The organism is Pseudomonas sp. CCOS 191 (assembly GCF_001007005.1).
GTDB classification, from domain to species: domain Bacteria; phylum Pseudomonadota; class Gammaproteobacteria; order Pseudomonadales; family Pseudomonadaceae; genus Aquipseudomonas; species Aquipseudomonas soli.
In genome coordinates this window covers 4,324,922-4,348,906 of the sequence record NZ_LN847264.1, presented here as the reverse complement: position 1 = coordinate 4,348,906, position 23,985 = coordinate 4,324,922, and the positions used below count along the sequence as shown (strand labels likewise).

General features: G+C 65.2%; 24 protein-coding genes and 1 tRNA gene. 12 read left to right on the top strand and 13 right to left on the bottom strand.

What is annotated here, in order from left to right:
* Positions 1–44 precede the first annotated feature (44 nt).
* The 3 genes from CCOS191_RS19290 to CCOS191_RS19280 all read right to left on the bottom strand — a co-directional run bounded on the left by CCOS191_RS19290 (position 45) and on the right by CCOS191_RS19280 (position 2,685).
* Entirely contained in the window at positions 45–1,016 is a 972-nt protein-coding gene (locus tag CCOS191_RS19290; RefSeq protein ID WP_046856580.1) for a magnesium and cobalt transport protein CorA, read from the bottom strand.
* A 75-nt stretch (positions 1,017–1,091) separates the two neighbouring features.
* Positions 1,092–1,811 (bottom strand): lysophospholipid acyltransferase family protein, encoded by a 720-nt coding sequence (locus tag CCOS191_RS19285; RefSeq protein WP_046856579.1) that lies wholly within the window; start codon positions 1,809–1,811, stop codon positions 1,092–1,094.
* Between the two features lie 184 nt (positions 1,812–1,995).
* Positions 1,996–2,685 (bottom strand): crotonase/enoyl-CoA hydratase family protein, encoded by a 690-nt coding sequence (locus tag CCOS191_RS19280; protein WP_046856578.1) that lies wholly within the window; start codon positions 2,683–2,685, stop codon positions 1,996–1,998.
* 290 nt (positions 2,686–2,975) lie between these two features.
* Between CCOS191_RS19280 and CCOS191_RS19275 the strand changes: the two genes are divergently transcribed.
* Positions 2,976–3,065 (top strand) — tRNA-Ser (locus CCOS191_RS19275).
* A 159-nt stretch (positions 3,066–3,224) separates the two neighbouring features.
* Here the strand turns inward: CCOS191_RS19275 and CCOS191_RS19270 are convergent.
* Positions 3,225–5,354, bottom strand: coding sequence for a TonB-dependent siderophore receptor (locus tag CCOS191_RS19270; RefSeq protein ID WP_046856577.1), 2,130 nt, complete (start codon positions 5,352–5,354; stop codon positions 3,225–3,227).
* A gap of 229 nt (positions 5,355–5,583) precedes the next feature.
* A complete protein-coding gene (locus CCOS191_RS19265; RefSeq protein WP_046856576.1) occupies positions 5,584–5,961 on the bottom strand; it encodes a hypothetical protein in 378 nt (125 codons plus the stop codon).
* Positions 5,962–6,403: 442 nt separating this feature from the next.
* Here CCOS191_RS19265 and CCOS191_RS19260 point away from each other — a divergent pair, with 442 nt between their 5' ends.
* From CCOS191_RS19260 to CCOS191_RS19240, 5 genes are read left to right on the top strand one after another with little or no spacing between them, the layout of a single operon-like run.
* The gene (locus tag CCOS191_RS19260) at positions 6,404–7,861 is read left to right on the top strand and encodes a serralysin family metalloprotease (RefSeq protein WP_046856575.1); all 1,458 of its coding nucleotides are present in this window, start codon (positions 6,404–6,406) and stop codon (positions 7,859–7,861) included.
* A 52-nt stretch (positions 7,862–7,913) separates the two neighbouring features.
* On the top strand, positions 7,914–8,291 hold the full coding sequence (locus tag CCOS191_RS19255; RefSeq protein ID WP_052752634.1) for an AprI/Inh family metalloprotease inhibitor: 378 nt from the start codon (positions 7,914–7,916) through the stop codon (positions 8,289–8,291).
* A 44-nt stretch (positions 8,292–8,335) separates the two neighbouring features.
* Positions 8,336–10,057 (top strand): type I secretion system permease/ATPase, encoded by a 1,722-nt coding sequence (locus tag CCOS191_RS19250; RefSeq protein WP_046856574.1) that lies wholly within the window; start codon positions 8,336–8,338, stop codon positions 10,055–10,057.
* A complete protein-coding gene (locus CCOS191_RS19245; protein ID WP_046856573.1) occupies positions 10,054–11,346 on the top strand; it encodes an HlyD family type I secretion periplasmic adaptor subunit in 1,293 nt (430 codons plus the stop codon). Before CCOS191_RS19250 ends, CCOS191_RS19245 begins: the two co-directional genes overlap by 4 nt.
* A 9-nt stretch (positions 11,347–11,355) precedes the next feature.
* Positions 11,356–12,705 carry a TolC family outer membrane protein gene (locus tag CCOS191_RS19240; RefSeq protein ID WP_046856572.1) on the top strand — a complete coding sequence of 450 codons (1,350 nt, stop codon included), beginning with the start codon at positions 11,356–11,358 and terminating at the stop codon, positions 12,703–12,705.
* 106 nt (positions 12,706–12,811) lie between these two features.
* Here CCOS191_RS19240 and CCOS191_RS19235 read toward each other — a convergent pair whose 3' ends face one another.
* Complete coding sequence (locus tag CCOS191_RS19235) at positions 12,812–13,999, bottom strand: MFS transporter (protein ID WP_046856571.1); 1,188 nt, start codon at positions 13,997–13,999, stop codon at positions 12,812–12,814.
* 108 nt (positions 14,000–14,107) lie between these two features.
* On the opposite strand from CCOS191_RS19235, the gene CCOS191_RS19230 reads away from it, so the two are divergent.
* Positions 14,108–14,992, top strand: coding sequence for a LysR family transcriptional regulator (locus CCOS191_RS19230; protein WP_046856570.1), 885 nt, complete (start codon positions 14,108–14,110; stop codon positions 14,990–14,992).
* Between the two features lie 104 nt (positions 14,993–15,096).
* Here CCOS191_RS19230 and CCOS191_RS19225 read toward each other — a convergent pair whose 3' ends face one another.
* Positions 15,097–15,846, bottom strand: coding sequence for a 3-oxoacyl-ACP reductase family protein (locus CCOS191_RS19225; protein ID WP_046856569.1), 750 nt, complete (start codon positions 15,844–15,846; stop codon positions 15,097–15,099).
* 118 nt (positions 15,847–15,964) lie between these two features.
* Here CCOS191_RS19225 and CCOS191_RS19220 point away from each other — a divergent pair, with 118 nt between their 5' ends.
* On the top strand, positions 15,965–16,900 hold the full coding sequence (locus CCOS191_RS19220) for a LysR family transcriptional regulator (protein WP_046857868.1): 936 nt from the start codon (positions 15,965–15,967) through the stop codon (positions 16,898–16,900).
* Positions 16,901–16,907: 7 nt separating this feature from the next.
* On the opposite strand, the gene CCOS191_RS19215 is transcribed toward CCOS191_RS19220, so the two are convergent.
* Together CCOS191_RS19215 and CCOS191_RS19210 are read right to left on the bottom strand one after the other, a co-directional pair.
* Entirely contained in the window at positions 16,908–17,390 is a 483-nt protein-coding gene (locus CCOS191_RS19215) for a GreA/GreB family elongation factor (protein ID WP_046856568.1), read from the bottom strand.
* 2 nt (positions 17,391–17,392) lie between these two features.
* Complete coding sequence (locus tag CCOS191_RS19210; protein ID WP_046856567.1) at positions 17,393–17,791, bottom strand: hypothetical protein; 399 nt, start codon at positions 17,789–17,791, stop codon at positions 17,393–17,395.
* Between the two features lie 135 nt (positions 17,792–17,926).
* On the opposite strand from CCOS191_RS19210, the gene earP reads away from it, so the two are divergent.
* Together earP and efp are read left to right on the top strand one after the other, a co-directional pair.
* Positions 17,927–19,060 carry an elongation factor P maturation arginine rhamnosyltransferase EarP gene (earP, locus tag CCOS191_RS19205; RefSeq protein ID WP_046856566.1) on the top strand — a complete coding sequence of 378 codons (1,134 nt, stop codon included), beginning with the start codon at positions 17,927–17,929 and terminating at the stop codon, positions 19,058–19,060.
* A gap of 48 nt (positions 19,061–19,108) precedes the next feature.
* Complete coding sequence (efp, locus tag CCOS191_RS19200) at positions 19,109–19,678, top strand: elongation factor P (protein WP_011532839.1); 570 nt, start codon at positions 19,109–19,111, stop codon at positions 19,676–19,678.
* 108 nt (positions 19,679–19,786) lie between these two features.
* Here the strand turns inward: efp and CCOS191_RS19195 are convergent, their stop codons facing one another.
* The 3 genes from CCOS191_RS19195 to CCOS191_RS19185 all read right to left on the bottom strand — a co-directional run bounded on the left by CCOS191_RS19195 (position 19,787) and on the right by CCOS191_RS19185 (position 21,813).
* Entirely contained in the window at positions 19,787–20,215 is a 429-nt protein-coding gene (locus CCOS191_RS19195; protein ID WP_011532840.1) for an organic hydroperoxide resistance protein, read from the bottom strand.
* Positions 20,216–20,345: 130 nt separating this feature from the next.
* The gene (locus CCOS191_RS19190) at positions 20,346–20,801 is read right to left on the bottom strand and encodes a MarR family winged helix-turn-helix transcriptional regulator (RefSeq protein ID WP_046856565.1); all 456 of its coding nucleotides are present in this window, start codon (positions 20,799–20,801) and stop codon (positions 20,346–20,348) included.
* Positions 20,802–20,856: 55 nt separating this feature from the next.
* Positions 20,857–21,813 (bottom strand): LysR family transcriptional regulator, encoded by a 957-nt coding sequence (locus CCOS191_RS19185; protein WP_046856564.1) that lies wholly within the window; start codon positions 21,811–21,813, stop codon positions 20,857–20,859.
* 115 nt (positions 21,814–21,928) lie between these two features.
* On the opposite strand from CCOS191_RS19185, the gene CCOS191_RS19180 reads away from it, so the two are divergent.
* A complete protein-coding gene (locus tag CCOS191_RS19180; RefSeq protein WP_046856563.1) occupies positions 21,929–22,678 on the top strand; it encodes a sulfite exporter TauE/SafE family protein in 750 nt (249 codons plus the stop codon).
* A 76-nt stretch (positions 22,679–22,754) separates the two neighbouring features.
* Here CCOS191_RS19180 and CCOS191_RS19175 read toward each other — a convergent pair whose 3' ends face one another.
* Positions 22,755–23,606, bottom strand: coding sequence for a LysR substrate-binding domain-containing protein (locus CCOS191_RS19175; RefSeq protein ID WP_031316005.1), 852 nt, complete (start codon positions 23,604–23,606; stop codon positions 22,755–22,757).
* A 96-nt stretch (positions 23,607–23,702) separates the two neighbouring features.
* Here CCOS191_RS19175 and CCOS191_RS19170 point away from each other — a divergent pair, with 96 nt between their 5' ends.
* Complete coding sequence (locus CCOS191_RS19170) at positions 23,703–23,921, top strand: DUF1127 domain-containing protein (RefSeq protein ID WP_031316004.1); 219 nt, start codon at positions 23,703–23,705, stop codon at positions 23,919–23,921.
* The last annotated feature ends 64 nt before the right edge of the window (positions 23,922–23,985 follow it).

The window sequence follows — 23,985 nt, the reverse complement described above, 5'->3', positions numbered from 1 at the left end:
CCGGCAAGTCGGCTCCCACAGGGTTGGAAGCGCTCCCGGCGATCCTACAGCCACCCCGACCGCTTGAAACTGAAGTACAGCCCCGAACACCCAAGGCCGATCACCCCCAGCACGGCAAAGTAGCCGTAGTGCCAGCCCAGCTCAGGCATGTTCTGGAAATTCATCCCGTAGATCCCGGCAATCGCCGTGGGAAACGCCAGGATCGCCGCCCAGGCCGCGAACTTGCGCTGGGTGATGCTTTGCCGTGACGACTCCAGCAGCATGCCGATTTCGATGGTCTGGCTGGCGATGTCGCGGATGCCGGCCAAATCTTCCATCTGCCGGGTCACGTGGATCTGCACGTCGCGAAAGTACGGGCGCATGTTCTTGTCGATGAACGGGAAGCTCAGGCGCTGCAGCTCTTCGCTGACCTCCACCATCGGCGCCACGTAGCGGCGCAGGCGCAGGATATCGCGGCGCAGGCTGTGCAGGCGCTGGATGTCCTCTTCCTTGAGCGAGTTGCTGAGCACGCTTTGCTCCAGCTCTTCGATCTCGCCGTGGATGGCCTCGCTCACCGGCTGGTAGTTCTCGGTGACGAAATCCAGCAGGGCGTAGAGCACGAAGTCCTCGCCGTGCTCGAGCAGCAACGGGCGCGCCTCGCAGCGCTGGCGCACCAGGGCGTAGGACTTGGAGTGGCCGTTGCGGCAGGTGATGATGTAGCCGTTGCCGGCGAAGATGTGGGTTTCGATGAATTCCAGCCGGCCTTCGTGCCGCACCGGCGAATAGGTGACGATGAACAGCGCGTCACCGAAGGTTTCCAGCTTTGGCCGGCTGTGTTTCTCCAGGGCGTCCTCGATGGCCAGCTCGTGCAGGCCGAACTGGCGCTGCAGGTTGGCCAGTTCCTCGGCGTTGGGCTCTTCCAGGCCGATCCACACGAAGTGCCCGGGCTTGCGCGCCCATTCGGCGCCCTCGTCGAGGCTGATGTTGGTGACCTTCCTGCCGGCGCTGTAGACCGCCGCCGCAACGACTCGACCCATGGTTGTCCGCTTATTCGATTGAACACGCTACACAGCTTGGGCTGTGTAGCGGCACGGGGCAAGTGCGCAGGCACGTCAGGACGCGCTGACTTCGCTTTCCATATGGTCGATGCAATGCTGCATCTGGTTGCGGCACTGTTCGATCAGCGCGGGCAGGTCCTGTTGGGTCAGGCCCGCGGTGGCGATGGGGGCCAGCGAGCGGATGACCACCGTGCGCTGGCGCCAGCTGTTCAGGCTCAGGCGCCTGGTATAGCGACTGACGCATACCGGCACGATCGGCACGCCGGCTTCGATCGCCATGTGGAAAGCGCCTTTCTTGAACGCCAGCAACTGTTCGCCGGGGTTGCGCGTGCCCTCGGGGAAGATCCAGATCGAAGTATCGTCGCGCAGGGTCCGGGTGGTGGTCTGCATGGCCTTGCGTGCCTGATAGGCGTTCTGGCGGTCGATCAGCACATTGCCGCCCAGCCAGAACAACTGGCCGAACAGCGGGATCCAGCCCAGGCTCCTCTTGCCGATGGCCACGGTACGCCGGGGCACCACCTGGCCGAGGATGAACAGGTCATAGTTGGACTGGTGGTTGGCGATGATCACGCAGCCGGGGGGCTGGTCCCACAGCGGGCCGACCTCGGCCTTGACCTTGATGCGCAGCAACCAGGCGGCCGGCACGCTGTACAGGCGGGCGAACAGGCGGCTGTTGTCGGGGTTGAACGGACGCAGCAGGCCAATCACCAGGCCGACGACACCCACGAGCAGAAAGTGCAGCGCCAACAGGAGCATGCGGAGCATATAAAGCATGGTACGACTCACACCGGACAGTCGCGGCGCAGTGTACGGGTGTGCACTGGTGGGGGCAAACGTTGCTGTAGCGTGGCAGGTCAAGTGGGAGCGGGCTTGCCCGGCGATGGCGTCACCCTGGGTGATCGCATCGCGGGGCAGGCCTGCTCCCACAAAGTCCTGAAAGGAGAATCCCTGGACCGACTCAGCCCAGGTGGTTCTGGTCCGCGAGGATCGCCTCGTCCAGTGCCTCCAGCAGGCCCTTGCGCACCTTCAGCTTGGTGTTCTTGTGCGCCAGCATGTTCAGCTTCTTCATTTCGCGGGCGGCGGCCAGGGCGGTTTCGTGCAGCTGTTCAGCTGGCACCACCTTGTCGAGGAAGCCGGCTTCCCGGGCACCCTGCGGGTCGAACACTTCGGCATTGTTCACCGAGCGCTGGAATGCCGCACGGCCGAGGCGGTCACGGGCCAGCTCGATACCGGCGTGGTGCATGGTCATGCCGATCTGCACTTCGTTCAGGCAGATCTTGTAGGGGCCTTCGACACCGATGCGGTAGTCGCCCGACAGCAGCAGGAAGGCGCCCTTGGCCACGGCATTGCCGGGGCAGGCGACGATCACCGGGAAGGGGTGCGACAGCAGGCGCCGGGCCAGGGTGGAGCCGGCGGTTACCAGGCCAACGGCCTCCTTGGGGCCGGCGGTCATCACCTTGAGGTCGTAGCCGCCGGAGAGAATGCCCGGCTGGCCGGTGATGATCACCACCGCGCGTTCCTCGACGGCGCGATCGAGTGCGGCGTTGAAGGCTTTGATCACATCCGGGGAGATGGCATTGACCTTGCCGTTGTTCAGGGTCAGGGTGGCGATGCCGTCTTCGGCGTGGTAGGTAATCAGCTCGCTCATGGCAGAGTCCTTTGGATGGCGTGGCGACGACGTTACCCAGCGGCGCCGGCCAGGTAAAGCACCAAGGCTGACTGGTCGGTCAGCGCCGCGCCGCCGTGCCTTGCGCCATCTGGGCAGCACTGGGAGGGTGGGGAAAAGCGCTGGGTACAATGGCAGCATTGCCCTGATTGGCCAGAGTTTTCGGCCGATTGCCTTAAGCGCATGAAAATTCTGAAAAAAATGCTTGCCAAGTAAAAGCTCTTCTACTAAATTAGCGCGCCTCGACAGGCTGAATAGCTTGAAGAGAAAACGGTGAAGTGTCCGAGTGGTCGAAGGAGCACGCCTGGAAAGTGTGTATACGAGAAATCGTATCAAGGGTTCAAATCCCTTCTTCACCGCCACATTCTACGAGAAGCCCCCGAATCGAAAGGTTCGGGGGCTTTTTGTTTGTCGCTTTGTTTTTACCTGTGCGATCGCATCGCCGGCAAGCCGGCTCCCACAAGGTAATGCGATCTCCTGTGGGAGCCGGCTTGCCGGCGATGGGCTGCGAAGCAGCCCCTTTAGAAACTTACTGAGGCCGACAGCCGTGCCGTGCGCGGCGCGCCCTGGAACAGGTAGTTGTCGCCCAGGTAGTCGCCCACGTCGCGCCAGTAGCGCTTGTCGAAAACGTTGTCCACGGTCAGGCGCAGCACGGTGTCGTAGCCGCCGATGTTCGTGCGGTAGCGGCTGCCGATGTCGAACACGGTGTAGCCGCCGACTTCGACATTGCCTTCTGAGCTTGCGTACTTGCTGGCGCTGTAGCGTGCACCGCCGAGCAGGGCCAGGCCGGGGACGGGCAGGGCGTAGTCGGCCTGCAGCGCGGCGCGCAGGCGCGGCACGTTGATCGCCTGGTGGCCTTCGTAGGCGGCGGTGTCGCTGTTCTGCACCCGGGCGCGGATCACTGCGGCGCTGGCCTGGATTTGCAGGTTGGAGGTTGCCCAGCCGCTGGCGCCGAGCTCCAGGCCGGTGTTCTTCTGCTGGCCCGATTGCACGTAGGTCGGCGCCGGGGTTCCGTCGGGGCGGGCGTACTGGTACGCCTGGCGGATCTGGAACAGGGCCGCGCTGAAACTCATGCCCTGCCAGTCACGTTTGATGCCGACTTCGAGCTGGCGCGACAGGGTCGGGGCGAGGATTTCGAACGCGTTGCTGGCATACCAGGGGGCGGTGCCACCCGAGGACAAGCCTTTCGCATAGCTGGCGTACAAGGTGGTGTCCGGCTGCGGCTTGTAGATCAAAGCTGCGTTGGGCAGCAGTTGGTACTGTCGGGTGTGGCGCCCGGCAACGCCATTCTGGTCCCAGGTCTTTTCGTCCAGGCGCACTTCCCGGGCGCCGATCACGGTCTGCCAATTGTCGTTGAAGGTGATGCGGTCGCTGAAGAACAGGCCGTACTGGCGGCTGTCCAGGCGGCGTTCACTGCTGCCAATGGGCTTGTCCGACGGCTCCACCGCTGGTGCGCCGGTATGGATGTTGCCCGTGCCTCGCCACTCGTTGTAGCCCGGTCGCTGGTCGAGCGTGCGGCGTTGCGCACTGGTGCCGACGGTCAGCTCATGGCTCACGCCCAAGGCATCGAAGCGCCCGTCGAGCATGGCCTGGGCTTCATCGATGCGGCGGGTATCGTCAGGGCTGCGGAAATCGTAGATGTCGTAGTCGCCATTGCTGCCGAAGTAGGACCCTTCGCTCGAACCCCAGGCAAACGCACTGTAGTCATCAATGACTACCTTGCTGCGCGAGGCGCTGAGGGTACCGTTCCAGTTGTCGTTGAACTGGTACTTGAAACGCCCGCCCAGGTTCAGCGAGTCGTTCTGCACGGGCTTGGCCCAGGACTGCCAGGCCAGGTGATCCTTGGGGTCGACGCCATGGGGCAGCTGGTTGCCGCCAAGCAGTTGATAGCCGGGTACCGAATACTGCTCGCGGTGCTGGTATTCGGCATCCAGCTCCAGGACGGCATTCGGGTTGATCTGCCAGTCGAGCGCCATGGAGGCGAAATCGCGCTTGCCGTCGGCATGATCGACATAGGAGCGAATGTCCTCATGGGCCAGGTTCACCCGCAGGCCTAGCTGGCGCTCGGCGCCGAACCAGCCGCCCAGGTCGGTGGCCAGGTAGCGCTCGCCCTGTTCGTTGCTCGACACGCTTATGCTGCGCACGTCCTCCGGGCGCTTGGTCACGTAGTTGACCAGCCCGCCGGGCTCCGAAACGCCGCTCTGCAACCCGGACAGTCCCTTGAGCAGTTCTACCTGCTGCTTGTTCTCCAGCGCCACGTTCTGCTCGCCGGCAATGGTCTGGCCGTTGACCCGGTAGCTGCTGGCGGCGTTGAGCTCGAAGCCGCGCACGTTGAAGTTCTCGTAGTAGCCGATCGGCGCATAGCTTTCGCCCACCGAGGCATCGCTCTGCAGCACCTCGCTCAGCTTGCGCACCTGGCGGTCGTCCAGCAGCTGGCGGCTGAACACGCTGACCGCTGCCGGGGTGTCGAGCAGCGGCGCGCTGTGCAGGCCGCCGACCTGGGCTTCGCGTGCCTGGTAGCCGCTGTCCTGAACATCCGAGATGCGCACGGGGGCCAGGGCCACACTGTCGTCGGCAAGGCCATGGCCACTGTGCAGGGCAAGGCCGAGGCCAAGCAGGCCCAGGGGCAGGCGGGGGCGAAGCGGGGTCATGCAAGGCTCCTTGAAAAGCGGACGCGCCGTTATCGCTCGGCAGCTGTCGGGCAGGCAAAAGGGCGCCATGGTAGCAGGCTGCCGAGGCTTTCAGGGATGCAGACGTGGGATCCGGCGCGCCGCTGCTCCCACCGATACCGCACAATGCAGAGGCATGCGCGTTTCCTGCGGGAGCCGGCTTGCCGGCGATGACGCCAGTACAGTCAATACGAACGAAGCGTGGCGCGATTCAGGCCGCCGCCGGGCGCTGGTGCCGGCGCCAGCTGTCGTCGATCTTCGACCAGGTCTTGCCGTCGGTGATGGCCAGCAGCTTGCGGCCATCCTTGAAGGTGGCGAGGAAGGTGACTTCCTCTTCCTTGCCGCCCAGCAGCAGGCCGGCGAGCAGGCCGACCGGGCCGGCCACCAGGGCGCCGGCCACCCCCCAACCCAGGGCGGTGCCCAGGCTGCGGGTCGACTCGAGGTTGGCCAGCTTCAGATCCTTGATCCGCGCCAGCGAAATGCGCTCGCCGGGCGAAGGGCTGCGCGGGGTCTTGAGTGTGAGCGCTCCATTGCGATACTCGCCTTCACCTTGCAAGAAATCGCCGGATTGCACCGTGAGTCTTGTCATTGTGTCGTCCTGTCAGGAAGGGGGCCTTTGACCAACGCCTACTGAGCGCTCCGTACGCTGGCAAGTCAACGCCGAGGCGACGGAGGGTCGTGCGGCAGGTTGTCGCGTAGTAAAGCGCCTAAACGAAGCGTTGATGGCAAACCACAGGCACAAGTCGCATTTTCGAAAGTAAACTTCGAATCGTCGTCTATAAAGTCCTGGGGTCATGATTGGAACTAATGCTTGCAGCTGGCGCCATTGATCCATCGCAGTTTGCGCAAATAAGTGCGCCGCAGTTGAGTTTTCGAAAACGAAAAAATGACGTCAAAAAACGCTGGACATCAAGTTTCATTATGTGTCAGTTTTTTTGCGCCTCATAAAGGCGAGTGACAGGAAGTTCTCGCCAGGTGGGAGAATCCTGTCTGACATCAACTGCTTTTTTGTAAACAAGGAAGTAACCTGCATGTCGAAAGTCAAAGAAAACGCTATTGCATCGGCCGTTTCCGCACTGCAGCCGAAAGGACCAAGTTCGTCCTTCGGCCTGATCGATAGCTTTGCCCACCAGTACGATCGCGGCGGCGCGAACATCAATGGCAAGAAGTCCTTCACGGTCGACCAGGCCGCCGATCACCTCCTGCGTGATGGCGCAGCCTGGAAGGACCTGAACAAGGACGGCACGATCAGCCTCACCTACACCTTCCTGACCAAGGCTCCGGCCGATTTCTACACGCGCAAGCTGGGCACCTTCAGCCAGTTCAGCGACCTGCAGAAAGACCAGGCCAAGCTTGCCATGCAGTCCTGGTCGGACGTGGCCAAGGTCACCTTTACCGAGGCGGCATCGGGTGGCGATGGCCACATGACCTATGGCAACTTCAGCGCCAGCAACGGCGGCGCGGCGTTCGCCTACCTGCCGTTCGACGGCCCGGGTTCGCACAAGGGCGAGTCCTGGTACCTGATCAACAGCGGCTACCAGGTCAACATTACCCCGGGCACCGGCAACTACGGTCGCCAGACCCTGACCCACGAGATCGGCCACGTGCTGGGCCTGTCTCACCCCGGCGACTACAACGCCGGCCAGGGCAATCCGACCTACCGCGACGCCGACTACGCCCAGGACACCCGTGGCTACAGCGTCATGAGCTACTGGAGCGAAAGCAACAACGGGCAGAACTTCATCAAGGGCGGCGGGCAGTACTACGCCTCGGCCCCGCTGATGGACGACATCCTGGCGATCCAGAAGCTCTACGGCGCCAACTACGCCACCCGTGCCAGCGACACCACCTACGGCTTCAACTCCACCGCTGATCGCGACTTCTACTCGGCCACCTCGGCCTCGTCGAAGCTGGTGTTCTCGGTGTGGGACGGTGGCGGCAACGACACCTTCGACTTCTCGGGCTTCACCCAGAACCAGAAGATCAACCTCAACGAAGCGTCGTTCTCCGACGTCGGCGGCATGGTCGGCAACGTGTCCATCGCCAAGGGCGTGACCATCGAAAACGCCTTCGGCGGCTCGGGCAACGACCTGCTGATCGGCAATGCGCTGGCCAACGTGCTCAAGGGTGGTGCCGGCAACGACATCATCTACGGCGGCGGCGGCGCCGACCAGCTGTGGGGCGGCAGCGGCTCGGACACCTTCGTGTTCGCGGCTGTCAGCGACTCCACCAAGGCGGCGCCGGACCGCATCATGGACTTCACCTCGGGCGTGGACAAGATCGACCTGTCGGCCATCTCCGCGTTCGCCGTGAACAAGCTGCCGCTGCAGTTCGTCAATGCCTTCACCGGCCATGCCGGCGAGGCGCTGCTGACCTACGACCAGGCCACCAACCTGGGCAGCCTGTCCATCGACTTCACCGGAAACGCCTCGGCTGATTTCCTGGTGACCACCGTTGGCCAGGCCGCTGTCACCGACATCGTGGTCTGATGTAACAAGGGGCGGCGCTCGCGCGTCGCCCTTTTGTCGGCGAGGCAGACGAATGAAAGCAACCTTGCGAACGATCGCGCTGGCCGCGATTACCCTGATGTCGATGACCGAGGTAGGTATGGCGAGCAGCCTGTTACTCCCCAACGCCGCGCAAATGGCCGGTGATTGGACGCTTTACCCCGAACAGCAGCAGGCGCAAGCCTGCAACCTGCACCTGGGTGCCACGGAAGGCGAAATCGAAGGCGACCTGGATTGCGCCAGGGACTTGCTGGGCCTGCGCCCCGGCAGCTGGTTGGTGACCCCTGACACCTTGGCCCTGGTGGGCGGCGATGGCAGCAGCGTGGTGCACTTCAGCCGCGAGGGGGCCAAGCGTTACGCCTGGACCCGGCCGGACGGTACCCAACTGGTGCTCCAGCACCTGGACAAATAAACCCGGCCTGAAACTTCAAAGTTTCAGGCAAGCAAGGGCGAAACATGAAACTACCGAGCAAAAAGCCCGGGGCGCCTTTGTGGGCGGCACTCGGCGAACATAAGTCGACCTTGATCAGCGTTGGCTGTTTCACGGCATTGATCAACTTGCTCATGCTGGTGCCGTCGATATATATGCTTCAAGTGTACGACCGTGTACTGAGTTCGCAGAGCACGACAACTTTGTGGGTGCTGACATTGATGGTTGTCGGCTTCTTCGTTTATATCGGCGGGCTCGAGGCCGTACGCAGTTTCATTGTCATTCGGGTCGGCAACCAGTTGGAAAAGACGTTCAACCTGAAGGTCTATCGCGCCGCCTTCGAACGCAACCTGCGCCAGCGCGACGGCGCCGCCGGCCAGGCCCTGGGCGACCTGACCCAGTTGCGCCAGTTCATCACCGGCCCCGCGCTGTTCGCCTTCTTCGATGCCCCCTGGTTCCCCATCTACCTGGCGGTGATTTTCGCCTTCAACGTCTGGCTGGGCGTGATGGCCACGGTCGGCGCGCTGCTGCTGATCGCCCTGGCGATCCTCAACGAACGCCTCACCCATGACACCCTGGCCGAGGCCAGTGGCTTCCAGCAGCAGTCGACGCAACTGGCCGGCAGCCAGTTGCAGAGCGCCGAGAGCATCCAGGCCATGGGCATGCTTGGCGCGCTGCGCCAGCGCTGGTTCAGCCTGCACGGACGTTTCCTCGACCTGCAGAACAAGGCCAGCGACACCTCGGCGGTGATCACCGCCACCAGCAAGGGCCTGCGCCTGTGCCTGCAATCGCTGGTGCTGGGGCTGGGCGCGCTGCTGGTGATCGAGGGGCAGATGACCCCGGGCATGATGATCGCCGGCTCCATCCTCATGGGCCGGGTGCTTGCGCCGATCGACCAGCTGATCGCGGTGTGGAAGCAATGGAGCGGCGCGCAGCTGGCCTACCAGCGCCTGGACGGCCTGCTGCGCGAGCACCCGGAGCCGCCGACGCCGATGCCCCTGCCGGTGCCTACCGGGCAACTGGCGGTGGAGCAGGTCAGCGCTGGCCCGCCCGGGCGCAACCTGGCCACCCTGCAACAGGTGAACTTCGCCCTGGCGCCGGGTGAACTGCTCGGCGTGCTGGGCGCTTCGGGGTCGGGCAAATCGACCCTGGCCAAGGTGCTGGTCGGCGTCTGGCCGACCCTCGGCGGCCATGTGCGCCTCGATGGCGCCGAGCTCAGCCAATGGGACCGCGACGCGTTGGGCCCGCACATCGGCTATCTGCCGCAGAACATCGAATTGCTGCGCGGCAGCATCGCCGAGAACATCGCCCGCTTTGGTGAACTGGACGGCATCAAGGTGGTCGAGGCGGCGCGCCTGGCGGGCGTGCATGACCTGATCCTGCGCCTGCCCCAGGGCTACGACACGCGCCTGGGCGAGGAGGGGGTGGACCTCTCCGGCGGCCAGAAGCAGCGCATCGCCCTGGCCCGCGCCCTGTACGGCGATGCCCGGCTGATCGTGCTCGACGAACCCAACTCCAACCTCGACAGCCACGGCGAAGCCGCCCTGGCCAACGCCATCGTCCAGCTCAAGGCCCAGGGCCGCACCGTGGTGCTGGTGACCCACCGCAGCGCGGCGCTGGCCCAGGCCGACAAGCTGCTGGTGATGAACGAAGGGCGCATGCAGGGCTTCGGCCCGGCCCGCGATATCCTCCACGCCATGGGCCAGGCCCCGGCGCAACGACCCCTGCAAGCCGGAGGTGGCGCATGAGCCAGCACACCCGTGATGCACGTTTCCATGTTCGTCTGGGGTGGTGGCTGACCCTGGTCGGTTTCGGCGGCTTTATGGCCTGGGCCAGCTTCGCCCCGCTCGACCAGGGCGTGCCGGTGCAAGGCACTGTGGTGGTGTCGGGCAAGCGCAAGGCGGTGCAGTCCATGGGCGCGGGCGTGGTCAGCCGCATCCTGGTCAGCGAAGGCCAGCTGGTGCGCCAGGGCGAGCCGCTGTTCCGCCTCGACCGCACCCAGGTGCAGGCCGACGTCGATGCGCTGCAGGCCCAGTACCGCATGACCCGCGCCGCCCTGGCACGCTGGCAGAGCGAGCGTGACAACCTCGGCCAGGTGCAGTTTCCCGCGGAACTGCTCGAAGACGCCGACGCCCGCCTGGCGCTGATCCTCGAAGGCCAGCGCCAGCTGTTCGACAGCCGCCGCCAGGCCCAGGCCCGCGAGCAGGGCGCCCTGGCCGCCAGCATCGACGGCTCCCAGGCCCAGCTGACCGGCATGCGCCGAGCGCGCGGCGACCTGCAGGCCCAGGCCGACTCGTTGCGCGAGCAGCTCGACAGCCTGCGCCCGCTGGCCGGCGAGGGCTATATCCCGCGTAACCGCGTGCTGGAGTACCAGCGCCAGCTGTCGCAGGTGCAGCGCGACCTGGCGCAGAACGCCGGCGAAAGCGCGCGCCTGGAGCAGGTGATCGTCGAAGCCCGGCTCAACTTGCAGCAGCGCCGCGAGGAATATCAGAAAGAGGTGCGCAGCCAGCTGGCCGAAGCCCAGGTCAAGGCCGCGACCCTGGAGCAGCAGCTCAACTCCGCGCACTTCGAGCTACAGCACAGCGAGATCATCGCTCCGGCCGACGGCATCGCGGTGAACCTTGGCGTGCACACCGAAGGCGCAGTGGTGCGGGCCGGCGATACCCTGCTGGAGATCGTGCCCCAAGGCACCGCGCTGGAAGTGGAAGGGCGTCTGCCGGTGAACCTGGTGGACAAGGTGGCGCCGCAGTTGCCGGTGGACATCCTGTTCACCGCCTTCAACCAGAACCGCACGCCACGGGTTACCGGCGAAGTGGCGCTGGTGTCGGCCGACCAGCTGATCGACGAGCGCAGCGGCCAGCCGTACTACGTGCTGCGCAGCACGGTCAGCGAAGAAGCGCTGGCGCGTCTGCAGGGCCTGGCCATACGCCCGGGCATGCCCGCCGAGCTGTTCGTGCGCACCGGCGAGCGCTCGCTGCTCAACTACCTGTTCAAACCCCTGCTCGACCGTGCAGGCACCGCCTTGACCGAACAATAAGGACCGCCAGTGAAGAAGTTCCCACTGATCGGGCTGCTGCTGGCCTGCGCCTGGCTGCCGACCGCCGCCCAGGCCGCCATGGGGCCGTTCCAGGTATACGAGCAGGCCCTGCGCCGCGACCCGACCTACCTCGCGGCGTTCAAGGCCCGCGAAGCCGGCCAGGAATACCGCGCCATCGGCCGCGCCGGCCTGCTGCCCAGCCTGTCGTACAGCTACAACAAGGGCCGCAACGATTCCGAGGTGCGCTACCTCGGCGATTCGCGTCGGCAAAAGGAAGACCGCAACTACAACAGCATGGGCTCGACCTTCATCCTCCAGCAGCCGCTGTTCGACTATGAAGCCTATTCGAGCTATCGCAAGGGCGTGGCCCAGGCCCTGTTCGCCGACGAGAGCTTCCGCGACCAGAGCCAGCAACTGCTGGTGCGGGTGATGACCAGCTACACCCAGGCGCTGTTCGCCCAGGACCAGATCGCCATCAGCGTCGCCAGCAAGCAGGCCTACCGCCAGCAGTTCCAGCAGAACCAGCGTCTGTTCGACGCCGGCGAGGGCACGCGCACCGATATTCTCGAGGCCCAGGCCCGCTACGAGCTGGCCGATGCCGAGGAGATCAAGGCGCGCAACGAACAGGATGCCGCGCTGCGCGAACTGGGCGCGCTGATCGGCGAGCCGGCGGTGCGGGTCGAGGACCTGGCGCCGCTGCGCCTGGGCTTCGCCCTGCCGGTGGTCGACCCCAGCGGCTACGAGGCCTGGCAGGAGCGGGCCCTGGCCAACAACCCGCAACTGGCGTCATCGCGCCAGGCCCTGGAAGTGGCGCGCTACGAGGTCGAGCGCAATCGTGCCGGGCACCTGCCCAAGGTCACCGCGTTCGCTACTTCGCGGCGCCAGGAGTCGGACAGCGGCAACACCTACAACCAGCGCTACGACACCAATACCGTGGGCATCGAAGTGAGCGTGCCGATCTTCGCCGGGGGCGGGGTGCTGGCTTCGACCCGCCAGGCCAGCCGGCACCTGGAGCAGGCCGAGTACGAGCTCGATGGCAACACGCGCAGTGCCTTGATCGAGCTGCGCAAGCAGTACAACGCCTGCCAGTCCGGCGCCAGCCAGCTGCGTGCCTACCAGCGGGCGCTGGTGGCGGCCGAGGCGCTGGTGGTGTCCACGCGCAAGAGCGTGCAAGGCGGCGAGCGGGTCAACCTGGACGTGCTCAACGCCGAACAGCAGTTGGCCACCACCCGCCGCGACCTGGCCCAGGCCCGCTACGACTACCTGCTGGCGTGGATCAAGCTGCATTACCAGGCCGGGGTGTTGAGCGAGACCCAGCTGGCGCGGGTGGACGAAGCGTTCATCGAAGGCAGGCCCTGACTCCTGCGCGGGCCTCATCGCCGGCAAGCCGGCTCCCACAGATGTTGCGCGATACCCTGTGGGAGCAACTGCCGGCGATGAGGCCGGTGTTGTCAGTAAAATACTTTCAGGCTGGCACCACTAGCTTCCCTCGCCGGCGCTCAGCCAGCCCCCACACCAGCAGCGCCAGCGCACCGATCACCAGCCCGGCCACCACGATCCCATCCCAGCCATGCACTTCGAACAGTTGCGTGCCCAGCAGCGACCCCAGCGCCCCGCCAATGAAGTAGCAGGTGATATAGCCGGCATTGAGCCGCGTACGCGCCTCGGGGCGCAGCACGATCACCGCATTCTGGTTGCTCACGTGCACCAGCTGCACCGCCAGGTCGAGCAACAGCACGCCCACCAGCAACGCCACCAGCGAGCTCTGCGCAAACCCCAGCGGTACCCACGACAGCAATAGCGCCACCAGCCCCACGGTGGTGCCCAGCGAGCCTTTGCCGCGGTCGGCCAGGCGCCCGGCCCAGTTCGCCGCCAGTGCGCCGATCGCCCCGGCCAGGCCGAACAGGCCGATCACCGCGTCGGAGTAATGGTAGGGCGCCTCGCTCAACAGGAACGCCAGCGGTGTCCAGAACAGCGCGAACAGGCTGAACGCCAGCAAGCCCAGCAGCGAGCGCAGGCGCAGCACCGGTTCCTCGACGAACAGGCGGAACACCGAGCCGATCAGCGCCGGGTATTTCAAGCCGGCGTGGCTGTGGTGTTGCGGCAGGCTGCGGTACAGGGCGAGGGCACTGATGGCCATCAACACTGCGGCCAGCACGTAGATGCTGCGCCAGCCGCCCAGCTCGGCCATGAAGCCTGCGGCGGTGCGCGCCAGCAGGATGCCCAGCAACAGGCCGCTCATCAGCGTGCCCACGGCACGGCCGCGTTGATCCGGAGCACTGAGCGCGGCGGCCATGGGTACCAGCACCTGGGCCACCACCGAGAACAGCCCGGTCAGCGCCGTGCCGAACAACAGCCACGGCAGGCTTGGCGCGCAGGCGCTGATCACCAGCCCGGCGGTGGCGATCAGCACCATGGTGACGATCAGCCGCCGCTGCTCGAACAGATCGCCCAGTGGCGCGAGCAACAGCAGCCCGGCGCCGTAGCTGAGCTGGGCGGCGATGACGATGGTGCCGGCGCTGGCGGTGCTCAGGCCGAACTGCTCGGCGATGCTGTGCAGCAAGGGCTGGGCGTAGTAGTTGCTGGCCACGGCCAGGCCGGTGGCGGTGGCCATCAGCAGGATCAGGGCGCGACTCAGAGTCGGGGAGTTCATGGGCAGTCTCGTTGCAGGCAAGGTTGTGTGGCGACAAGTATCAGGAAGTGTCCTTCATGACGCCAATGTATAGTTATCAATTTATCCATCTTGAAAGCAGATAGATCGATGAACCTCAAACAGCTCGAATACGCCTTGGCCGTTGCCGACACCGGCAGTTTCACCCGCGCCGCCGAGCGCTGCCACGTCGTGCAGTCGGCCCTCAGCCATCAGGTGGCACGGTTGGAGGCACAGTTGGGGGTAAGCCTGTTCGAGCGCAGTTCGCGGCGGGTGCGCCTGACCCCGGCCGGCGAGGCTTTCGTCATCAGTGCCCGGCCGGCGGTGGCGGCGGCGCGGCGGGTGGCCGAGGATGTTGCCGCCGCCTGCGGGCAGGTGCGTGGACGTTTGTCGATCGGCGAGATCAGCTCGCTCACCGCGCTGGACCTGGTCGATCTGCTGGCGGTGTTTCATGAGCGCTACCCTGATGTGGACGTGCGCTGGTTGACCGCCAAGAGCGAGTTGCTGGTGACGGACGTCTGCGAGCGGCGCCTGGACGTGGGCTTCATCGGCCTGTGGCAGGGCGAGGCACTGCATGGCGTGCAGCATCGCTTGCTGGCGCGGGAGGAGTTGGTGGCAGTGCTGCCACCTGGCCATCGGTTGGCGGGCAGGGCTCAGCTGGCCCTGGCCGAGCTGGCCGACGAGGTGCTGGTGGACTTTCCCGAGGGCACCGGGGCGCGTCGACAGACCGACGAGGCGTTCCAGGCGGCAGGGTTGCGGCATCGGGTGCAGTTCGAGATCGGCCATATCCGCCTGGTGGAAAAGTTCGTGCAGCGAAGCATGGCCGTGGGTCTGGTCCCCGAGCGTATCGCTCGGGGCTTCAAGAACGTCGCCATGGTGCCGCTGGTGGATGCGCCGGTGCGGCATCTGTACGCGGTGTGGTCGCCCAGCCCCACGCCGGCGGCGCGGGCGTTTCTGGACGTACTTGAAGAACAACTGCTGGCGGCCGGTGAATAACCCTTCGCCGCCGACTCCTACAGGTGCGGCGCGGATCTTGAACGCGGCACTGTACCTGTGGGAGCCGGCTTGCCAGCGATGAGGCTGGAACAGGCAATTACAAATCAGGCTGCGAAACCACCATCGGCCAACAGGCTCGCCCCGGTGATGTACCCCGCTTCAGGCCCCGCCAGGTAGGCCACGAAGCTGGCGATCTCGTCCGCCTGGCCATAGCGCCCGATGGCCATCAGCGGGATCAGGCTCTCGGCGAACTCGCCACTGGCCGGGTTCATGTCGGTGTCCACCGGCCCAGGCTGCACATTGTTGACGGTGATCCCCTGCGGCCCCAGGTCCCGGGCCAGGCCCTTGGTCAGGCCGACCAGCGCCGACTTGCTCATGGCATAGGGCGCGCCACCGGCGAACGGCATGCGCTCGGCGTTGGTGCTGCCGATGTTGATGACCCGTCCACCCTGGCCCATGTACTTCACCGCCGCCTGGGTGGCCACGAACACGCTGCGCACATTGACCGCCAGCAGCCGGTCGAAGTCGGCCAGGTCGAACTCGGCGACCGGCGCCACCGCCAGCACGCCGGCGTTGTTGACCAGGATGTCCAGGCCGCCGAACGCCTTCGCGGTGTCGGCCACGGCTTGCTGCACGGCCTGGGTGTCGGCGCTGTCGGCGCGCAGGGCCAGGGCTTGGCCGCCGCCGCTGTTGATCTCGCCTGCCAAGGCCTCGGCGCTGGCGCTCGAGCTGACATAGGTGAAGGCGACCTTGGCGCCGTCGCGGGCCAGGCGGCGGACGATGGCCGCGCCGATACCACGGGAACCGCCCTGGACCAGGGCCACCTTGCCGGTGAGAGGAAGTACTTGGGACATGCTGATCTCCTGCGTTCAAGCAAGGCCGGATGCCTTGGATGGACACAGTATCGAACGTGGATTGCATGCTGATAAGATGGTAATCACGATCTACAGAGTAAACCTTTAGTTGGCAATGATGAGTATGGAATCGTTCAGTAGCCTGGAATGCTTCGTGCGCAGTGCCGAGGTCGGCAGTTTCGCCGAGGCGGCCCGGCGTTTGTCATTGACCCCTGCGGCGGTGGGCAAGAACGTCGCCCAACTGGAGGCGCGCCTGGGGGTGCGGTTGTTCCAGCGCAGCACGCGCAAGCTCACTTTGACCGAGGCCGGGCAGCGCTTCCTGGGCGAGGTCGGCGACAGCCTGCGTACCATCCAATATGCCATGGCCAACCTGGCCAGCGCCGAGGGACAACCGGCGGGGCTGCTGCGGGTGAGCATGGGCACGGTGTTCGGGCGCTTGTACGTTGTGCCGCTGTTGGGCGAGTTTCTGCGCCGCTACCCGGCGATCTCGCCGGACTGGCATTTCGACAACCGCCAGGTCGACCTGATCGGCCAAGGTTTCGACGCCGCCCTCGGCGGTGGTTTCGAGCTGCCGCCCGGGGTGGTGGCACGCAAGCTGACGCCCGCGCACCGGGTACTGGTGGCCTCGCCGGGCTATGTGCGGCAGCACGGGCCGATCGATCGGCCGGAACAGTTGCAGGCTTGCACCGGCATCCTCATCCGCTCGCCGCAGACCGGCAGGGTGCGCAGTTGGCCGCTGACCAGCCGCTGGCAGGAGCAACAACCCTTGCGGCTGCCGCAACACATGACCATGAGCGATTCGGATGCCGCCTGCGCGGTGGCCGAGCAGGGCCTGGGCATCGCCCTGGTCAGCCTGCCGTTCGCCTTGCCTTACCTGACCTCAGGCCGCCTGTGTCGGGTGCTGCCGGACTGGTACGTCGACGATGGGCATATCAGCCTGTACTACGCCGAGCGCAAGCTATTGCCGGGCAAGACCCGCGCCTTCATCGATTTCGTGGTGGAGCAGTTTGCCGAGCAGGGGCTGGCACAGCGCTTCGACGCCTTGCAGCGATAACGCCGGATCAGACGATATCTATGATGAACTGCACCTGCGCCACCCCAGCCAGCACCAGGCGTACTTCGTCATCCACGCGCTTGCCAACCATTTGCTGGCCTAGCGGTGCGCGAGGCGTGATCACCGTCACCAGCGCCTCTCCCTCGCCAATCTTCAAGCCGGCGCCCTCGGGGCCGAGGAACAGCCTGCGCCGAAGGCCCTGTTCATCCTCCAGGGTCACCAGGCAGCCGACCTGGATTCCCCGCGCCGGGTCATAGTCGCGCGGCACCAGTTGCTGATAGGTCTGCAGCGCCTGGCGGATCTCAGCGGTGCGTCGAGCCTGCCCGGTGGCCAGGTACGAAGCCTCGAGCCCCAAGGTGTCGTACTTGTTCTCGGCGATATTCTCTTCGGCGGTGGCGGCCTCGTAGGCGGTCTGGGCGGCGCGGCGCAGCACCTCCATGTCGTGCTCGAGGGTGGTGACGATGCGCTGCAGCAGGGTGGCCTTGTCCATGGTCAGTAGCAGAACTCCAGTACGTTGGCCTGGCTCTTGTCGGTCGGCGCGGTACGGTTCTGCTGCAGCCAGAACTGGCACTTGGGGCTGTTCAGGTTGCGCGGGTTGCCCTGGGCGGCCTCGGCGGCCTGCTGCAATTCCTGCTTGTGCAGGATGTCCTTGTAATGTTCGAACATCTGCGCCTGGGCATCGGCCGGTGGCGCTGGAGGAGCGGTTGGCGCAGGCAGGACCTGCGCGGGGGCGGTGGCCTCGACCAGCGGTTGCACCTGCTGTGGCCACAAGTGCAGGGCCAGCCACAGGCTCACGGCGATCGCCAATGCGCCGAGCCACAGGCCGAGGGCGACGCACAGCACCAGTTGCACCGGTTTCAAGGTTATCTTCAATTCGCGGGGGCGGGGCATGGTGGCCTCCTGGCAGGCGGGGCGAGGGCGCCATTCTCGCATGCCGCGGCAGGTATTTTCAGTGCCGCGCTTTTGTTGGCCGGTATTTTTCAGCAAAATCCGCGGTCTTTTTTCCGCAGGTAACGGAACGTGGCGATGAAAACCACCTGGGACATCTTCTGCACGGTCGTCGACAACTATGGCGACATCGGCGTCACCTGGCGCCTGGCGCGCCAGCTGGCGAGCGAGCATGACCTGGCCGTGCGCCTGTGGGTGGATGACCTGCAAGCCTTCGTGCCCCTGTGCCCAGAGGCCGACAGCCAAGCCGAGCAGCAGTGGCGGCAGGGGGTCGAGGTGCGCCACTGGCCGGCCACGTGGCAAGGCGCGGAGCCGGCGCAGGTGGTGGTGGGCGCCTTCGCCTGCCAGCTGCCGCAGGCCTATGTCGAGGCCATGGGCGAGCAGGCCACGCCGCCCTTGTGGCTGAACCTGGACTACCTCAGTGCCGAAGACTGGGTGGATGGCTGCCATGGCCTGCCGTCGCCCCAGGCCAACGGGTTGCGCAAGTTCTTTTTCTTCCCGGGTTTCACCGAGAAGACCGGTGGCCTGCTGCGCGAAGCTGCCTTGCTGCCCCGTTGCCAAGCGTTTCGTCAGGCGCCGGATGAGCGGGCGAGGTTCCTGGCAGGGCTGGGCGTCCACCCCGAGGCCGGGGCGCGGCTGATCTCGCTGTTCGCCTATGAGAATCCACAGTTGGGCAACTGGCTCGACGTACTGGCCGAAGGCACGCAGCCCAGCCACCTGCTGGTACCGCAGGGGCGCATCCTGGGCGACCTCGGCCACTGGCTGGGCGAGGCGGACTTGGCCGTGGGGGCGCTGCATCGGCGCGGCGCCTTGACGGTCCAGGTGCTGCCTTTCGTCAGCCAGGACGACTACGACCGGTTGCTGTGGAGCTGCGATTTCAACGCCGTGCGCGGCGAGGACTCGTTCGTGCGGGCGCAATGGGCTGGCGTGCCGATGCTGTGGCACATCTACATCCAGGAAGAGAACGCCCACTGGGAAAAGCTCGAAGCATTCCTCGCCCTTTATCGCCATGGGCTGTCGGCCGCCGCCGGGCAGGCGCTGAGCGAACTGTGGCGGGCCTGGAACATGGATCGCCCGATGGGGCAGGCCTGGCAGGCGCTGCAGCCACACTGGGAGGAAGTGCGCGAACATGCCCGCCAGTGGCAGGCTACGCAGGCCGCTCGGCCGGACCTTGCCACGAAGCTGGTACAGTTTTACCGAAATTCGCTATGATACGCGGCCTCGATTTTTATAAATCCATCCAGATTCGGATACTTCGTAATGAAAACTGGTAAAGAACTGAAACCCGGTACCGTACTGCGGATCGACAACGACCCGTGGCTGGTTCAGAAAGCTGAGTTCACCAAGTCGGGCCGTAACAGCGCGATCATGAAGACCAAGCTGAAGAACCTGCTGACCGGCTACAAGACCGAAACCGTATACGGTGCGGACGACAAGCTGGACGACGTGATCCTGGATCGCAAAGAAGCGACCCTGTCGTTCATCAGCGGTGACTCGTACACCTTCATGGACACCACCGACTACACCATGTACGAGCTGAACGCCGAAGACATCGACGCCGTTCTGCCGTACATCGAAGAAGGCATGGAAGACATCTGCGAAGCCGTCTTCTTCGAAGGCCGCCTGGTATCGGTAGAACTGCCGACCACCATCAGCCGCCAGGTTACCTACACCGAGAACGCCGCACGTGGCGACACCTCGGGCAAGGTCATGAAGCCTGCCAAGCTGAAGAACGGTACCGAGATCCAGGTTGCCGACTTCATCCAGATCGACGAGTGGATCGACATCGACACTCGCGACAACAGCTTCAAGGGCCGTTCCAAGAAGTAATCCTTCTTGCGATGAGCACGAAAAACCCGGCCTTGGCCGGGTTTTTTTGTGCTCGTGAAACCGTGGCGCCTTCATCGCGGGGCAAGTCGGCTCGCCCCGCGAAGGCATTCACACCGTCACATGCAGGCGCACATCCACATTGCCGCGGGTGGCGTTGGAGTACGGGCAGACCTTGTGCGCCTTCTCCACCAGCCCTTCGGCATCGGCCTGGGCCAGGCCAGGCAGGTTGATGTGCAGGTCGATGTCCAGGCCGAAACCACCGGGGATCTGGCCGATGCCGACCTTGGCGGTGATCGAGGCGTCAGCTGGCAGGGCTTTTTTCTCCTGGCCGGCGACGAACTTCAGCGCGCCGATGAAACAGGCCGAGTAACCCGCGGCGAACATCTGCTCGGGGTTGGTGCCTTCACCCCCGGCGCCGCCCAGCTCTTTCGGGGTGCTCAGCTTGACTTCCAGCTTGCCGTCGCTGGAGCGGGATTTGCCATCACGACCACCGGTGGAAGTGGCTTCTGCGATGTACAGCGGAGTGACCTTTTGCATCTTGAGCCTCGCTTGGGTGCTGTGCGCCGTCGGCGCTGAGTGGGTATGGGCTTAACTTAGCGCGCAATTATTTAGTGCGCAAGTTAAATATTCGACCATTCATCCGAACAGCCATCTCACAGCTTAGACGTCAGAGGTTTTCTTGCAGCTGCGCGCGCAGGGCGAGCAGGTCGGCCTGCAGTTTGCGCAGCTGCTCGGCGCTGTGGCCGCTGGCCTGCAGGATGCATTGCGGCACGCGCTGGGCTTCGGCTTGCAGGGTACGGCCCTTGTCGGTCAGCTGCACCAGTACCACCCGTTCGTCCTCGCGGCTGCGGCTGCGCTTGAGCAGGCCTTCGCTTTCCAGGCGCTTGAGCAGCGGGGTCAGGGAGCCGGGGTCGGTGAGCAGGCGCTGGCTGATCTCGCCCACGGTCAGGCCGTCCTGCTCCCACAGCACGAGCATGGCCAGGTACTGCGGGTAGGTCAGGCCCAGGGCCTGCAGCAGGGGCTTGTAGACCTTGGTCATCAACAACGAGGTCGAGTGCAGGGCGAAGCAGACCTGGTTGTCCAGCAGCAGCGCGTCGCAGGGGGCTTGGGTGTCGGCGTTCATGCAGGTCCTTGGAATCGGTGAGTAATAAAATCTAGCACGCCAAAGCTTGGTGCGCTCATTGCCAGCGCAGCTCGCTTCTCAGCGCCAGGTCCCAGGGCGGCACCGGGCTGAAACGGCTCTTGAGGAATTCGAGCAGCAAGCGGCTGCGAGAGTTCGTTTCATGTTCAAGGCGCAGTGCATAAATCCCGCTGGTTTCGGGGGCCGGCAGGCCGTTGTCGCAGAACAGGGGGAGCAGTTCGCCGCGCAGCAGGTAGTCGCTGACCAGCCAGGTCGGCAGGTGGGCGATGCCCAGCCCGGCCAAGGCACCGAACAGCAGCGTCTCGGCATTGTTGGCGGCCATGCGCATGCGCGTCGGGCGGTACAGGCGGGTCTGGCCGCCGACCTCGAAGCGCCAGGCGAACGGTGGCGCCAGGCCGTCCCAGTCGAGGCCGTCATGCCCAGGCAACTCGCTCGGGCAGGCCGGTACGCCGCGATTGGCCAGGTACGCCGGGCTGGCGCAGGCGATCCGCACCATATACGCCAGTGGCGTGGCCACCAGGCGGGTGTCGGCCAGGGGGCCTGCGCGCAGCACCAGGTCGACTTCGCCCAGGTGGCTGCCGTGCAGGTCGACGAAACTGTCGATCAGGCGCAGTTGCACGTCGAGCCCAGGGTAGGCCACCAGGAAGTCGGCGATGGCCGGAGCGAGGTGGCGACGGCCGAACGCGGCCGGGGCGTCGATGCGGATCAGCCCTTCGGGGGCGTTGCTCAGGGATACCGCCTCGGCCCGGGCCAGGCGCAGTTCCTCGATGATGCGCCGGGCCCGTTCGGCGAACGCATTGCCGGCGGGTGTGGCGCGCACCGCGTGGGTGCTGCGTGAGAACAGGCGGCTGCCTACCGCGTTTTCCAGGCTGTCGATGCGCCTGGCCACCGCCGAAGGCGTGAGCGGATGGCGACGGGCGGCGGCGGAAAAACTGCCGGTCTCCAGCACATCGAGGAACAGACTCAGTTGTTCAGTGAGGATATCGGGGCTCATGCTGCCTCTGCTTGTGCGGATTGCGCAAAGCCATTGTGCGCTGCTGTGCGTTTCCCCGCCAGCCGTGACTGGGTAGCATGCCGGCATTCTCTGAGAGCAGGCGGATGAGGCGCGCATGATCGAGTGGTTGATGTACATCGTTTTGGGCGCAGCCCTGGGTACCTTGGGTGGCTTGTTCGGGATTGGTGGCGGGCTGATCGCGATCCCGGCGCTGGGGGTGCTGTTCGGCCTCGACCAGCAACTGGCCCAGGGCACCGCCCTGGTGATGGTGGTACCCAACGTGCTGCTTGCGTTGTGGCGCTATCACCAGCGCAATCGCATCGAGTTGCGCCACGCCGTGCCGTTGTCGTTGTGCAGCTTTTTGTTCGCCTGGCTGGGGTCGATCTGGGCAGTGGGCATCGATGCCCAGTCGATGCGCCTGTATTTCGTAGGTTTCCTGGTGGCCCTGGCGTTGTGGAACGTGGCGCGCATGTTCCTGCCGGTGAAGCCGCCGAGCAACCAGCTGCGCTACCCCTGGCCATGGCTGGGCGTGCTGGGCAGCTTTGCCGGGACCATGGGCGGGTTGTTCGGCGTGGGCGGCGCGGTGGTGGCCACGCCGATACTGACCTCCGTGTTCGGCACCACCCAGGTGGTGGCCCAGGGGTTGTCGCTGGCATTGGCGGCGCCGAGCACCGCGGTGACCCTGCTGACCTACGGCCTGCACCAGAGCGTGGACTGGAGCATCGGGGTGCCGTTGGCGGTAGGTGGGTTGCTGAGCATCAGCTGGGGGGTGAAGCTGGCCCATGCGTTGCCGGAAAAGGTACTGCGCTCGATGTTCTGTGTGTTTCTGGTGGTGTGCGCGGTGATGCTCGGGTTCGAGCTCTGAGCGCAAGGGGCTGCAGAGCCCATTGCCCGCTGTGGGAGCCGGCTTGCCGGCGAAAAGGGCGCGAAGCGCCCTCGGCTTACTTGAACCCCTCGACGATGTACTCGGCCATGCAGTCGGTAATTGGCGAATGCTGCTGGTCATTGCGCAGCAGCATCACATTGGCCATATGCAGCTGCGGCAGGCCGTCGTCCTCGCCGAGGATGCGCAGTTCGCCGCCGACCAGGCTGTGCAACTGCGCGGTCACCGCCAGCCCCGCCTGCACGATGGCGAAGATCGCCGCCAGGCTCGGGCTGGTGTAGGCGATGCGGTACTCGATGCCGTGGCGCTCCAGGGCATTGCAGGTCCAGGCGCGGCAAAAACAGTCGGTGTTGAACAGCGCCAGCGGCATGGGCCGCTGCTCCTGCGGGCAGAAGCCCTTGGCCGCGGCCCACACCAGGCGCTCCTGGCGCAGCAACTGGCCGACCTCGTTGCCGGGCTCGCGGGTGACGATGGTCAGGTCCAGGTCCTGGCGCAGCATCAACTGCTTGGAGGAATCGCAATGCACCTCGACATGGATCAGCGGGTAGGCCTGGGCGAAGCGGGTGAGGATGCCCGGCAGGTAGCGCATGGCGTAGTCGTCCGGGGTGCCGATGCGCACCACCCCGACCATGTGCGGCATGCGCAGGGTGTTGAACACCTCGCCATGCAGCTTGAGGATGCGCCGGGCATAGCCCAGCAGCACCTGGCCCTCGGCGGTCAGGCGCACCTGGCGGCCATCGCGCTCGAACAGCTGGCGCTGCAGGATGTCCTCTTCCAGGCGCTTCATCTGCATGCTCACCGCCGACTGGGTGCGGTTGACCACTTCGCCGGCGCGGGTGAAGCCGCCTTGCTCGGCAATGGCGACGAAGGTGCGCAGCACCTCGGCGTCGAGACTCTGATACTGGGACATGGCATCAATCTCCGAGATGCATGGCATCAGAAACATTCGTTGGATTGATCTTAGGCCTGGGACGAGACTGGAGCCATCCACAAGGAGGGCGTCATGATGAAAGGTCATTTCAACGTAGCTCACCAACCGGCCGCATCCCTGGGCCATCTGTGGCACGACGCCAGCGGGCTGGTGCTGCGCTGGTTCGAACTGCACCGCCAGCGCGACGAGCTGGCGCGTCTGAGCGATGCCACGCTGCACGACCTGGGGTTGTCGCGGGCGGATATCCAGCAGGAGGCCGACCGGCATTTCTGGGAGGACCCGTTGCGTAAATGAAGGTGGTTACAATCGCGGGGCTTGCCCCGCGATTGCGTCTTTACTGTCTGCACACCAGACGGAG